This window comes from Streptococcus sp. FDAARGOS_256 (genome assembly GCF_002289235.2).
Lineage (GTDB): Bacteria > Bacillota > Bacilli > Lactobacillales > Streptococcaceae > Streptococcus.
The window spans coordinates 1,168,695-1,181,360 of the sequence record NZ_NTGM02000001.1 but is presented as its reverse complement, the minus strand read 5'-3'; the positions used below and the strand labels follow the sequence as shown (position 1 = coordinate 1,181,360).

The 12,666-nt window shown below is 41.1% G+C and carries 16 protein-coding genes; 13 read left to right on the top strand and 3 right to left on the bottom strand.

Translation table 11 applies throughout. From position 1 onward, the window contains the following. The first annotated feature begins 1 nt into the window (after nucleotide 1). The 13 genes from A6J84_RS05990 to A6J84_RS05925 all read left to right on the top strand — a co-directional run bounded on the left by A6J84_RS05990 (nucleotide 2) and on the right by A6J84_RS05925 (nucleotide 11,157). Complete coding sequence (locus A6J84_RS05990; RefSeq protein ID WP_000257840.1) at nucleotides 2–226, top strand: acyl carrier protein; 225 nt, start codon at nucleotides 2–4, stop codon at nucleotides 224–226. A 117-nt stretch (nucleotides 227–343) separates the two neighbouring features. Further along, on the top strand, nucleotides 344–1,318 hold the full coding sequence (gene fabK / locus A6J84_RS05985) for an enoyl-[acyl-carrier-protein] reductase FabK (protein ID WP_000857452.1): 975 nt from the start codon (nucleotides 344–346) through the stop codon (nucleotides 1,316–1,318). Then, complete coding sequence (gene fabD / locus A6J84_RS05980; RefSeq protein ID WP_095726239.1) at nucleotides 1,311–2,231, top strand: ACP S-malonyltransferase; 921 nt, start codon at nucleotides 1,311–1,313, stop codon at nucleotides 2,229–2,231. The genes fabK and fabD overlap by 8 nt, the downstream gene beginning before the upstream one ends. 45 nt (nucleotides 2,232–2,276) lie before the next feature. After that, the gene (gene fabG / locus A6J84_RS05975) at nucleotides 2,277–3,008 is read left to right on the top strand and encodes a 3-oxoacyl-[acyl-carrier-protein] reductase (RefSeq protein WP_001177612.1); all 732 of its coding nucleotides are present in this window, start codon (nucleotides 2,277–2,279) and stop codon (nucleotides 3,006–3,008) included. A 28-nt stretch (nucleotides 3,009–3,036) separates the two neighbouring features. After that, nucleotides 3,037–4,272 (top strand): beta-ketoacyl-ACP synthase II, encoded by a 1,236-nt coding sequence (gene fabF / locus A6J84_RS05970; protein WP_000774052.1) that lies wholly within the window; start codon nucleotides 3,037–3,039, stop codon nucleotides 4,270–4,272. 2 nt (nucleotides 4,273–4,274) lie between these two features. After that, on the top strand, nucleotides 4,275–4,763 hold the full coding sequence (gene accB, locus A6J84_RS05965) for an acetyl-CoA carboxylase biotin carboxyl carrier protein (RefSeq protein WP_049501104.1): 489 nt from the start codon (nucleotides 4,275–4,277) through the stop codon (nucleotides 4,761–4,763). Beyond that, entirely contained in the window at nucleotides 4,760–5,182 is a 423-nt protein-coding gene (fabZ, locus tag A6J84_RS05960) for a 3-hydroxyacyl-ACP dehydratase FabZ (protein ID WP_000565515.1), read from the top strand. The genes accB and fabZ overlap by 4 nt, the downstream gene beginning before the upstream one ends. Before the next feature lie 11 nt (nucleotides 5,183–5,193). Continuing rightward, complete coding sequence (accC, locus tag A6J84_RS05955) at nucleotides 5,194–6,561, top strand: acetyl-CoA carboxylase biotin carboxylase subunit (protein ID WP_000488663.1); 1,368 nt, start codon at nucleotides 5,194–5,196, stop codon at nucleotides 6,559–6,561. A gap of 35 nt (nucleotides 6,562–6,596) precedes the next feature. Then, entirely contained in the window at nucleotides 6,597–7,463 is an 867-nt protein-coding gene (accD, locus tag A6J84_RS05950) for an acetyl-CoA carboxylase, carboxyltransferase subunit beta (RefSeq protein ID WP_049550249.1), read from the top strand. After that, on the top strand, nucleotides 7,460–8,227 hold the full coding sequence (locus A6J84_RS05945) for an acetyl-CoA carboxylase carboxyl transferase subunit alpha (RefSeq protein WP_049489769.1): 768 nt from the start codon (nucleotides 7,460–7,462) through the stop codon (nucleotides 8,225–8,227). The genes accD and A6J84_RS05945 overlap by 4 nt, the downstream gene beginning before the upstream one ends. Nucleotides 8,228–8,373: 146 nt before the next feature. After that, nucleotides 8,374–9,075: a CPBP family intramembrane glutamic endopeptidase gene (locus A6J84_RS05940; protein WP_049489768.1), complete on the top strand. Its 702-nt coding sequence runs from the start codon at nucleotides 8,374–8,376 to the stop codon at nucleotides 9,073–9,075. A 419-nt stretch (nucleotides 9,076–9,494) separates the two neighbouring features. Then, nucleotides 9,495–10,220: a CPBP family intramembrane glutamic endopeptidase gene (locus tag A6J84_RS05930; RefSeq protein WP_049519389.1), complete on the top strand. Its 726-nt coding sequence runs from the start codon at nucleotides 9,495–9,497 to the stop codon at nucleotides 10,218–10,220. A gap of 211 nt (nucleotides 10,221–10,431) precedes the next feature. Then, nucleotides 10,432–11,157, top strand: coding sequence for a CPBP family intramembrane glutamic endopeptidase (locus A6J84_RS05925; protein WP_049519388.1), 726 nt, complete (start codon nucleotides 10,432–10,434; stop codon nucleotides 11,155–11,157). Nucleotides 11,158–11,202: 45 nt separating this feature from the next. Here the strand turns inward: A6J84_RS05925 and nusB are convergent, their stop codons facing one another. From nusB to efp, 3 genes are read right to left on the bottom strand one after another with little or no spacing between them, the layout of a single operon-like run. Then, complete coding sequence (nusB, locus tag A6J84_RS05920; protein WP_049519387.1) at nucleotides 11,203–11,625, bottom strand: transcription antitermination factor NusB; 423 nt, start codon at nucleotides 11,623–11,625, stop codon at nucleotides 11,203–11,205. Then, nucleotides 11,618–12,007, bottom strand: coding sequence for an Asp23/Gls24 family envelope stress response protein (locus A6J84_RS05915; RefSeq protein WP_000510585.1), 390 nt, complete (start codon nucleotides 12,005–12,007; stop codon nucleotides 11,618–11,620). The genes nusB and A6J84_RS05915 overlap by 8 nt, the downstream gene beginning before the upstream one ends. 21 nt (nucleotides 12,008–12,028) lie before the next feature. Then, nucleotides 12,029–12,589 (bottom strand): elongation factor P, encoded by a 561-nt coding sequence (gene efp, locus A6J84_RS05910; RefSeq protein ID WP_000568640.1) that lies wholly within the window; start codon nucleotides 12,587–12,589, stop codon nucleotides 12,029–12,031. Nucleotides 12,590–12,666 lie beyond the last annotated feature (77 nt).

Below are 12,666 nucleotides of genomic sequence, written 5' to 3'. Positions count from 1 at the left end.
CATGGCAGTATTTGAAAAAGTACAAGAAATTATCGTTGAAGAACTTGGGAAAGACGCATCAGAAGTAACACTTGAATCTACTTTTGATGATTTGGATGCAGATTCATTGGACTTGTTCCAAGTAATCTCTGAAATCGAAGATGCTTTCGATATCCAAATCGAAGCAGAAGATAACTTGAAAACAGTTGGTGACTTGGTTGCCTACGTTGAAGAGCAAACAAAATAATTAACATATTACTAGAAGGAGTAGGGGAAACCCACTCCCTCTTGTTTAGGTAATAGTTTGAAACTCAAATGATAAACTCATCGAACTATTACGTAAGCAAGGAATGATGGAGGCACTATGAAAACACGTATTACAGAATTATTGAACATTGATTATCCTATTTTTCAAGGAGGAATGGCCTGGGTTGCGGATGGTGACTTGGCTGGTGCAGTATCAAAAGCTGGTGGTCTAGGGATCATCGGTGGTGGGAATGCACCTAAAGAGGTCGTAAAGGCTAATATCGATAAAATCAAATCACTTACGGACAAACCTTTTGGTGTCAACATCATGCTCTTGTCACCTTTTGTAGAAGACATCGTTGATCTCGTGATTGAAGAAGGGGTCAAGGTGGTGACAACTGGTGCAGGAAATCCAAGTAAATACATGACTCGTTTCCATGATGCAGGAATTACAGTTATTCCCGTTGTTCCAAGTGTTGCTTTGGCAAAACGCATGGAAAAAATTGGTGCAGATGCAGTTATTGCAGAAGGAATGGAAGCCGGTGGACATATTGGTAAATTAACGACGATGACCTTGGTTCGCCAAGTTGCTGCAGCTGTTTCAATTCCAGTTATCGCAGCTGGAGGAATTGCGGATGGTGAAGGTGTCGCTGCAGGCTTTATGCTTGGTGCTGAGGCCGTTCAAGTTGGTACGCGTTTCGTGGTAGCTAAGGAATCTAACGCCCATCCAAAATACAAGGAAAAAATCTTAAAAGCGCGTGACATCGATACGACTATTTCAGCTCAACACTTTGGTCATGCTGTTCGTGCCATTAAAAATCAGTTAACACGTGACTTTGAGCAGGCTGAAAAAGATGCCTTTAAACAAGAAAATCCAGATTTAGAAATCTTTGAACAAATGGGAGCTGGTGCTCTTGCTAAAGCCGTTGTTCATGGAGATGTAGAAGGTGGATCTGTCATGGCAGGTCAGATCGCTGGTTTGGTTTCTAAAGAGGAAACTGTTGAAGAAATCCTAAAAGATTTATACTATGGCGCAGCCAAAAAAATTCAAGAAGAAGCCTCTCGTTGGGCAGGAGTTGTAAGAAATGACTAAAACAGCCTTTCTATTTGCGGGTCAAGGTGCTCAGTATCTAGGAATGGGGCGTGAACTCTATGATCGCTACCCTATCGTCAAGGAAACAATTGACCAAGCCAGTCAGGTTTTGGGTTATGACCTTCGTGACTTGATCGATAAGGAAGAAACCAAGTTAAACCAGACTCGCTATACGCAACCAGCTATTTTAGCGACTTCGGTTGCTATTTACCGACTATTAAAAGAAAAGGGATACCAGCCGGATATGGTAGCAGGATTGTCTCTTGGGGAATATTCTGCTCTTGTAGCAAGTGGGGCCTTGGACTTTGAGGATGCAGTTGCCTTGGTTGCTAAGCGCGGTGCTTATATGGAAGAGGCTGCACCTGCAGGCTCTGGGAAGATGGTTGCGGTTCTCAATACTCCAGTTGAAGTGATTGAGGAAGCTTGTGAAACAGCCTCTAAAGTTGGAGTAGTGACTCCAGCTAACTACAACACCCCAAGCCAAATCGTTATCGGTGGCGAGGTGGCTGCGGTTGACCGCGCAGTTGAACTCTTGCAGGAAGCAGGAGCAAAACGATTGATTCCTTTAAATGTATCGGGTCCTTTCCATACAGCCCTTCTTGAGCCAGCCAGTCAGCAACTAGCTGGAGCTCTTGAGGGAGTGAGTTTCTCTGATTTTACTTGCCCACTAGTCGGCAATACGGAAGCTGCTGTTATGGAAAAAGATCGAATCCAAGAGCTTTTGACGCGTCAGGTCAAAGAACCTGTTCGTTTTTATGAAAGTATTGCTGTGATGCAGGATGCTGGGGTAACCAACTTTATTGAAATTGGTCCTGGTAAGGTCCTATCAGGCTTTGTCAAAAAAATCGATAAAACAGCTCAGCTAGCTAACGTTGAAGACCAAGCAAGCTTGGATGCTTTGTTAGGAAACTAATGATCCCTTCTCCCACAAAATACAACAGGAAACAGGAGAGATAGAATGCAACTTACAAATAAAAATGTCTTTGTAACAGGTTCAAGTCGTGGTATCGGACTTGCCATTGCTCACAAATTTGCCCAACTAGGCGCTAATGTAGTTTTGAATAGTCGCGGAGCAATCTCAGAAGAATTGCTGGCTGAGTTTTCAAACTATGGTGTCAAAGTAGTACCGATTTCAGGTGATGTTTCAGACTTTGCAGATGCCAAGCGTATGGTAGATCAAGCGATTGCAGAACTCGGTTCTGTTGATGTCTTGGTCAACAATGCTGGGATCACTCAGGATACCCTCATGCTTAAGATGACCGAGGAAGACTTTGAAAAAGTGATTAAGATCAACTTGACAGGTGCTTTCAACATGACGCAAGCAGTCTTGAAACAGATGATCAAGGCACGTGAAGGTGCGATTATCAATATGTCCAGTGTGGTCGGTTTGATGGGAAATATCGGACAAGCCAACTATGCGGCTTCTAAAGCGGGTTTGATTGGGTTTACCAAGTCAGTAGCACGTGAAGTTGCCAATCGCAATGTGCGCGTAAATGCTCTTGCACCAGGAATGATCGAGTCAGATATGACTGCTGTTTTATCTGATAAGGTCAAGGAAGCGACATTGGCCCAAATCCCAATGAAACATTTTGGACAAGCAGAACATATCGCAGATGCTACAGTGTTCCTGGCTGGACAGGATTATTTGACGGGACAAGTTCTCGCTGTTGATGGCGGACTTAGCATGTAAAAAATAAGGAAAGATATAGGTAAGACAGATGAAACTAAATCGAGTTGTAGTAACAGGTTACGGATTGACCTCTCCTATCGGAAATACTCCAGAAGAATTTTGGAACAGTTTGCAAACTGGAAAAATTGGAATTGGAGAAATCACTAAATTTGACCACAGCGAATTTGCTGTGCACAATGCAGCAGAAGTCCAAGATTTTCCATTTGATAAATACTTTGTAAAAAAAGATACCAACCGTTTTGACAACTATTCTTTGTATGCCTTGTATGCGGCTCAAGAAGCGGTGACAAATGCAAATCTTGATGTAGAAGCAATCGATAAAGATCGCTTTGGTGTCATCGTGGCTTCTGGTATTGGGGGAATTAAAGAAATCGAAGATCAGGTTATCCGTCTTCATGAAAAAGGTCCAAAACGCGTTAAACCAATGACGCTTCCAAAAGCCTTGCCAAATATGGCTTCAGGTAATGTTGCTATGCGCTTCGGAGCAAACGGTATCTGTAAATCAATCAATACAGCCTGTGCCTCATCAAATGATGCCATTGGGGATGCCTTTCGCTCTATCAAGTTTGGTTTCCAAGATGTCATGCTAGTTGGTGGCTCAGAATCATCTATCACTCCTTTTGCTATCGCTGGTTTCCAAGCTTTGACCGCCCTATCAACTACAGAAGATCCAACTCGTGCTTCTATCCCATTTGACAAAGATCGTAACGGATTTGTGATGGGAGAAGGTTCTGGAATGCTGGTTCTTGAGAGTCTTGAACACGCTGAAAAACGTGGGGCGACCATCTTGGCTGAAGTAGTTGGTTATGGAAATACCTGTGATGCTTACCATATGACTTCACCTCATCCAGAAGGTCAAGGTGCGATTAAGGCAATGAAGTTGGCTTTGGAAGAAGCAGAAATTTCTCCAGAGCAAGTAGCTTACGTCAACGCCCACGGAACTTCAACTCCTGCTAATGAAAAAGGAGAAAGTGGTGCGATTGTAGCTGTCCTTGGTAAAGAAGTACCTGTATCTTCAACCAAGTCCTTTACAGGACACTTACTTGGTGCTGCAGGAGCAGTAGAAGCCATAGCTACCATCGAAGCCATGCGTCATAACTATGTACCAATGACAGCTGGAACAAGCGAGTTATCAGACTATATCGAAGCGAATGTCGTTTATGGACAAGGCTTGGAGCAAGAAATCCCTTATGCTATTTCAAACACTTTTGGTTTTGGTGGACACAATGCGGTTCTTGCTTTCAAACGTTGGGAGAATAAATAATTATGAATTTAAATGAGATCAAGGACTTGATGGCTCAATTTGACCAATCAAGTTTGAGAGAATTTTCTTATAAAAACGGAACGGACGAATTGCAGTTCAGTAAGAATGAAGCAAGAATAGCTTCTGAAGCACCAGCTCAAGTTGTTCCAGCGCCAGCTGCAGTGGTTGCTAGTCCAGTAGTTTCGGCCCCTTCAACTCCAGTAGAGAGTGCAGTGGAAGAATCTCCAGCACCAGCTGAAACGACGGTTGCTCCGGAGGGTGATGTCGTTGAAAGTCCACTTGTAGGGGTGGCTTACTTGGCTGCTGGACCAGATAAACCTGCCTTTGTCACAGTCGGAGACAGTGTTAAAAAAGGTCAGACTTTGGTGATCATCGAAGCCATGAAAGTCATGAATGAGATTCCCGCGCCTAAGGATGGTGTGGTGACAGAAATTCTCGTTTCAAATGAAGAAATGGTTGAGTTCGGTAAAGGATTGGTACGCATCAAATGATCGATATTCAAGGAATCAAAGAAGCTCTACCCCATCGCTACCCCATGCTCCTAGTGGATCGTGTCTTGGAAGTGAGCGAGGATACCATTGTTGCCATTAAAAATGTGACCATCAACGAACCTTTCTTCAATGGTCATTTTCCACAATACCCAGTCATGCCAGGTGTTCTTATCATGGAGGCCTTGGCTCAGACTGCTGGTGTCTTGGAATTGTCTAAGCCTGAAAACAAAGGAAAGCTGGTCTTCTATGCTGGCATGGATAAGGTTAAGTTCAAGAAGCAAGTTGTACCAGGTGACCAATTAGTTATGACGGCTACTTTTGTTAAACGTCGTGGTACAATTGCTGTGGTTGAAGCAAAGGCTGAAGTAGATGGTAAGCTTGCAGCGAGTGGTACTCTTACCTTTGCAATTGGAAACTAAGGAGGTTCTCCATGTTTCGTAAAATTTTGATTGCCAACCGTGGTGAGATTGCGGTTCGCATTATTCGAGCTGCGCGTGAATTGGGCATTGCAACCGTAGCAGTTTATTCTACTGCGGATAAGGAAGCTCTTCACACACTCCTAGCGGATGAAGCTATCTGTATCGGACCTGGTAAGGCAACAGAGTCTTATCTAAATATCAACGCTATTTTATCTGCTGCAGTCTTGACTGAAGCAGAAGCCATCCACCCAGGTTTTGGTTTTCTTAGCGAAAACTCCAAGTTTGCCACGATGTGTGATGAAGTGGGGATTAAGTTCATCGGTCCTTCTGGGGCAGTAATGGATACCATGGGAGATAAGATCAATGCGCGTGAGCAAATGATCAAGGCTGGAGTTCCAGTTATCCCAGGATCTGATGGTGAAGTTCACACGGCTGAAGAGGCGCTTGCAGTTGCAGAAAAAATTGGCTATCCAGTCATGCTTAAGGCATCGGCAGGTGGTGGTGGAAAAGGGATTCGTAAGGTTGAAAAGGCAGAAGACTTGGTCGCAGCCTTTGAAACAGCATCCAGCGAAGCCAAGGCCAACTTTGGAAATGGCGCTATGTATCTTGAGCGTGTGATCTATCCAGCTCGCCATATTGAGGTTCAGATCCTTGCGGACCAAGAGGGTCATGTTGTCCATCTTGGTGAACGGGATTGTTCACTTCAACGGAATAACCAAAAGGTCTTAGAAGAAAGCCCATCCATTGCGATTGGCAAAACCCTTCGTCATGAAATTGGTGCTGCAGCCGTTCGTGCAGCAGAGTCTGTAGGTTATGAAAATGCAGGGACGATTGAATTTCTTCTCGATGAAGCGAGTGGCAATTTCTACTTCATGGAAATGAATACTCGTGTGCAAGTGGAGCACCCAGTCACAGAGTTTGTTTCAGGTGTTGATATCGTGAAGGAACAGATTCGCATTGCTGCCGGGCAACCTTTACCTTTCAAACAAGAAGATATCGTCCTACGAGGTCATGCTATCGAGTGCCGGATCAATGCAGAAAATCCAGCATTTAACTTTGCTCCAAGCCCAGGAAAAATCACCAACCTCTACCTTCCAAGTGGAGGAGTTGGATTGCGTGTAGACTCTGCAGTCTATCCAGGTTATACCATTCCTCCTTACTATGATAGTATGATTGCTAAAATCATTGTTCATGGGGAGAATCGTTTTGATGCTCTTATGAAGATGCAACGGGCACTTTATGAACTTGATATTGAAGGAGTGCAAACCAATGCAGACTTCCAGTTGGATCTGATTTCAGACCGCCGAGTTATCGCTGGTGATTACGATACTTCCTTCTTGATGGAAACTTTCTTGCCAAAATACCAAGAAAAAGAATAGACTTTCAAACAGTATGAGAACTAAAAGGGGGAGTTATGGCTCTATTTAGTAAAAAGGATAAGTATATTCGGATCAACCCTAACCGTTCCGTAAGGCAGAAACCACAAGCCAAGCCTGAGGTTCCGGATGAACTCTTCTCCCAGTGTCCTGGTTGTAAACACACCATTTATCAAAAGGATCTTGGGAGCGAACGAATTTGTCCCCATTGTAGCTATACTTTCCGTATTTCAGCTCAGGAACGCTTGGATTTGACGATTGATTCTGGTAGCTTTGTGGAGATGTTTACAGGTATTGAAACTCAAGATCCATTAAACTTTCCTGGCTATCAGAAAAAACTTGCAACAATGCGTGAAAAGACAGGTTTGGATGAAGCAGTACTGACTGGTACAGCTAGCATCAAGGGACAAAAAATTGCCCTTGGGATTATGGATTCAAACTTTATCATGGCTTCTATGGGAACCGTTGTGGGTGAAAAAATCACGCGCTTGTTTGAGTATGCAACGGTAGAAAACTTGCCAGTCGTTCTCTTCACAGCTTCTGGTGGAGCCCGTATGCAAGAAGGAATCATGAGCTTGATGCAGATGGCTAAAATTTCTGCGGCAGTTCAACGCCATTCCAAGGCAGGACTTTTTTACCTAACTATTTTAACCGATCCGACAACAGGTGGGGTGACCGCTTCTTTTGCTATGGAAGGGGATATTATCCTAGCTGAGCCACAGAGTTTGGTTGGTTTTGCTGGACGTCGTGTTATCGAAAATACAGTTCGTGAGACCTTACCGGATGACTTCCAAAAGGCAGAATTTCTGCTTGAACATGGATTTGTTGATGCAATTGTCAAACGGAGAGAATTGCCTGAAACAATTGCTAAATTAGTAAGATTGCATGGAGGAAGTCGCGGATGAATATTGCAAAAATAGTCAGAGAGGCACGCGAGCAGAGTCGTTTGACCGCACTTGATTTTGCCAATGGAATCTTTGACGAGTTTATCGAATTGCATGGAGATCGCTCTTTCCGCGATGATGGTGCGGTTATCGGTGGAATTGGCTGGTTAGGTGAACAAGCAGTAACTGTCGTTGGTATCCAAAAGGGGAAGAGTCTTCATGACAACCTCAAACGGAATTTCGGGCAACCTCATCCAGAAGGTTATCGTAAGGCCTTACGCTTGATGAAACAGGCAGAAAAGTTTGGTCGTCCAGTTGTGACCTTTATCAATACGGCGGGTGCTTACCCAGGTGTTGGAGCCGAGGAACGTGGACAAGGTGAAGCAATCGCCCGAAACCTGATGGAAATGAGTGATCTCAAGGTTCCAATCATCGCGATTATTATCGGTGAAGGTGGATCTGGTGGGGCCCTAGCTCTAGCCGCAGCTAACCGTGTCTGGATGTTAGAAAACTCAATCTACGCCGTACTTAGCCCGGAAGGATTTGCCTCTATCCTTTGGAAGGATGGAAGTCGTGCTATGGAAGCGGCGGAGTTGATGAAAATCACTTCACATGAACTCCTAGAAATGGGAATCGTAGACAAGGTAATCTCAGAAGCAGGGCTGTCAAGTAAAGAACTGCTAAGTTGCGTTAAAAATGAATTGCGTGCAGAACTAGATAGGTTGCAAGAACTACCACTCGACCAACTTATCGAAGAACGTTACCAACGCTTTAGAAAATACTAAGAAAATTTAAAAGCTAGAACAATTTGTTCTAGCTATTTTGATAATAGAGCATGGATAAATATGAATACTCTAGATAAATAAGAAAATAATCAATGGTATATCCTCTATATTGCCCTAATAGAGAGTTTACCATTAGGAGAGAAAGAATGAAAAAGACAATACATTTAGGAATCTGTATGATTTTAATGTTCCTGTACATTTATTTAACGCCATTAGGGGCTATAACTCTAGCTAGGACCTTTGGTTTAGGAATGGACAGCTATATAATCTTCCTAGTTGGAGAAGTGTTGCTTATTTTCTTTTTATTCGTTTTGTGGTTGAAAAAGAAGAAGATGCTCTTTATCTTCGAGAAAAAGGGTTGGCGCTGGTCTTATCTCGCTTTCTTAGTGGCTTGCTTTCTTATCTATTCTTTTCTAAATGGATTTAGAATGCAGAATATTCGATTGATTGACAATAGCTTTATTTTCCAAGACCTTCTTTCAGAACTTTACTCAAACGGAAGAGAAACGACTCTATCAAGTCTTATATTTTTAATCTTTAACATTTCGATTGTACCTGTTGTTGAGGAGACAATCTATAGAGGTTATTTTATGAATACCTTCTTTCCGAAGTCGGAGTTTTATTTGGATGTGATTTTGTCTTCTTTCATCTTCGGGCTTAGTCACTTAGTTCTATCTCATCGTGACCCCATCAGTCTCCTAATGTATAGTATTCTTGGTCTTCTATTTGCAGTCGCTTATCGAGTTACGGGTAGTCTTCGGTTTACCATTTTTTGTCATAGTTTCTATAATGCAATTCCCTATGTTCCGTCAATCTTATTTTATATTTATTATTTGATTTTTAGATAGTAGGAAGTAAAGAAAAAGTGTTTGATAATTGTCAAACACTTTTTCTAATTTAATGGGAAGATAGAGAAATCTCTTTTATCAATTTCTTATTTCTCAATGAGTAAAGCTACCATTTAGGGTGAAAAATTGACAGTTGAGGAGATAGGCTATAAAATAGACAAAAAGATGTATACTGTAGATGTAAACTGACAAAAATTTATTTTAAGGAGCTACTTGATAGGACAGGTACAAAAACATTTACAGTTCTTTTATCTGAGGACTTAGAGCAAGTTTCAGGTGGTGGCATGATTTGGTTAGTTTATGATAGACATTGGCCTTCGCCATATGCATATAGTTTGGCGACAGAATGGAGTACAATACTGAATCATGCGACTAGACGTGCTTATGGTATTAGCTATTGATAAATTAAAGGGGTAAGTATGAAAAAACTAGGGCATTTGGGAGTCTATACATCACTGGTATTTCTATCGATTTACCTACCAGAGTTAGGGATTATGCATCTAACTAAGTTTTTAGGATGGGGGATAGATGGCTATTCTATCTTTTTAACAGTTGAAGTAATAGCTCTTTTGCTATTATTTATCTACTGGCTCAAAAAGAAAGATATGCTCTATATTTTTGAAAAAAAGGGTTCAAAGAAGTCAAGATTCTTTTACCTTGTAGTTGCTCTAGTGGCTACTTATTTTGATCGTCAATTGGTGGATGCTTTTCAGTTACAGTTTCATCACCTAATTGATAACAAGTATATCTTTCAAGACCTTCTTTCGATTCTATACTCCAATGGGCAACCAACTTTTCTATCAACTGTTCTCAGTTTTAGTTTAACAGTAATCGTCGGACCTATATTAGAGGAACTGATTCATAGAGGGTATTTTATGAATACCTTTTTCCCCCAGTCCAAGTACTATCTGGATGTTATCCTATCTGCTCTTATCTTTGGACTTAGTCATTTGATCCTAACTCACCGAGATCCTATCAGTTTGATTATTTATAGTTTAGGCGGTCTTTTCTATGCCCTTGTCTACCGTTGGACAAAGAACTTAAAAATTACCATCCTGTGCCATAGTTTTTTCAACTTTCTCATTTATGCAAAACCCATCTGGATTTTTGTTTACAATTATGTCTATTATCATTTTTTTAGATAGTGGAAGGCAAAGAAAAAAGTGTTTGATAATTGTCAAACACTTTTTCTAATTTGATGGGAAGATAGAGAAATCTCTTTTATCAATTTCTTATTTCTCAATGAGTAAAGCTACCGTTTAGGATAAAAAATTGACTTTTTTAAAAATAGCTGTTAATATAATAAAAGATATTTATGCTATAAAAATAAGTCAACAAAGATTTTTTGGAGTAAGTATGAAAAAACTAGGTCATTTGGGAGTCTATACATTACTGGTATTTCTATCAATTTATCTACTAGATTTCAGTAGTCTTTATCTGGCTAAGATGTTTGTCTGGGGTATGGATGGCTATTCTATTATTGTAGCAGTAGAGCAACTAGCTCTTTTAGGACTATTTATCTATTGGTTGAAAAAGAAAAAAATGCTCTATATTTTTGAGAAAAAGGGTTCGATAAAATCCAGATTCTTTTACCTTTTAGTTAGTTTAGTGGCTGCTTATTTTGTCCGTCAGTTGTTGAGTGCTTTTTACTTACAGTTTAGTCGCTTCATTAATAATAACTATATCTTTGAAGACCTTCTTTCGGTCCTATCCTTCAATGAGCAATCTACTATTTTAACGACTTGCTTCTCTTTTATCTCAGTTGTCATTTTGGGTCCTATATTGGAGGAACTAGTTCATAGAGGATATTTTATGAATTCCTTCTTTCCTAAGTCCAAATATTACTTGGATGTCATCTTATCTGCTCTTATTTTTGGGCTCAGTCATTTGGTATTGTCCCATCGTGACCTCATCAGTTTGATGGTTTATAGTTTTTCCGGTCTTTTCTTTGCTTTAGTTTACCGTTGGACAAAGAATCTAAAAATCACAATTCTGTGCCATTGTTTTATAAATTTTCTCATCCATGCAGACTTCATCTGGTTGTTTCTTTCTAATTTAATCTATTATCGTTTTTTTAGATAGTGAAAGGCAAAGAAAAAAGTGTTTGATCTAAGTCAAACACTTTTTTTACTGTTCTTCTTTTACAAACTGGCTGAGCAGTCCGTTGATAAAACGGGCAGATTTTTGATCTGAGAAGTCCTTTGCAAGCTCAATAGCTTCATTAACAGCAACCAGTTGCGGAGTGTCAAATGAAGTGATTTCAAAGACTCCCAAGCGAAGGAGGTTTCTCTCCACGAGCGTTAATCGCTCGATGGTCCAACCTGCTTTTAAATGCTGTGTGATTTGCTTGTCTAGTTCTTCCTTTTTAGCCTGAACACCAGAAACTAGCTCTGTCAAAAAGGCTGGAAGTTGCACATCCGTATCTTCACGATCATGAGTATAGGCGAAACGACAAGCAGTTTCGACATCCGTACCGAATTCAAGGCTCATGAGAGCTTGAAAAGCGCATTTACGGAGTTGGCGTCTAGATTCTAATAGTGGACTAGTCATTGAGGAAGTCCTCGTCAAATAGATCTTTCAATTCTGGTTTTGGTGTTTTATCTGGAACGATACCTGCAACGTGAATATTGATGGCAGTGAGTTCTACATCAGCCATATTGCGGACGGCATCTTTGACAGCTTTCTGGATAGCAACCGCTACCTTAGGAACTTTTACTCCGTACTCAAGGTAGAGATAGATATCTGCTGTGAGCTCTTCGTCCACGTTTTTAAGATAAACGCCACGGCCGAGAGAAAGTTTTGAAAGGGTATCAGACACTGATTTGTTTGAAAAAGAGTGTACACCCTCTACTTTTGCAGTAGCAATAGCAATGATTTTTTCAAGTACACGTGGGGCGATAACGATTTCGCCAAGTTGTTCTTCAATTCCCATAGAATGACCTCTTTCTAGAGATTAGGCACGAGAAACGTAAGTTCCTTCTGCAGTGTTGATAACGAGTTTTTGTCCTGCTTCGATGAAGTCTGGAACGTTTACGACAAGTCCAGTTTCCATCGTTGCTGGTTTACCAGAACCTGTAACAGTAGCACCTTTGATAGATGGTTGAGTTTCTGCAACTGTCAATTCGACAGTAGTAGGAACGGTAACACCAATCACTTCAGTTCCGTAGAATTGGATCTTCACATCAGAGTTTTCAAGGATGTAAAGCAATTCGTTTTCAACGTTGACAACAGGAATTTCGTATTGGTCGTAAGTTTCTGTGTTCATGAAGTAGGCTGTGTCATCCATTTTGTACAAGTATTGAGCTGGGACAGTCTCGATGATGGCTTGTTCAAATTTTTCCTCTGGACGGTAGCTTGTGTCAAATGTAGAACCAGTACGGACATCACGCAATTTCATACGCATGATTGTGTTTCCTTTACCTGGTTTGTGGTGGCTAGCTTCCAAAACGCGGATCAATTTTCCGTCAGCTGTTTCAAAGGTCATACCAGCCTTTAATTTACTTGCTTCAATCATGTTTTTACCTCTTTAATAAAATAATTTACTCTTTATTGTACCATAAAAGACAACATTACTCAAATGTCAGAAGGAGC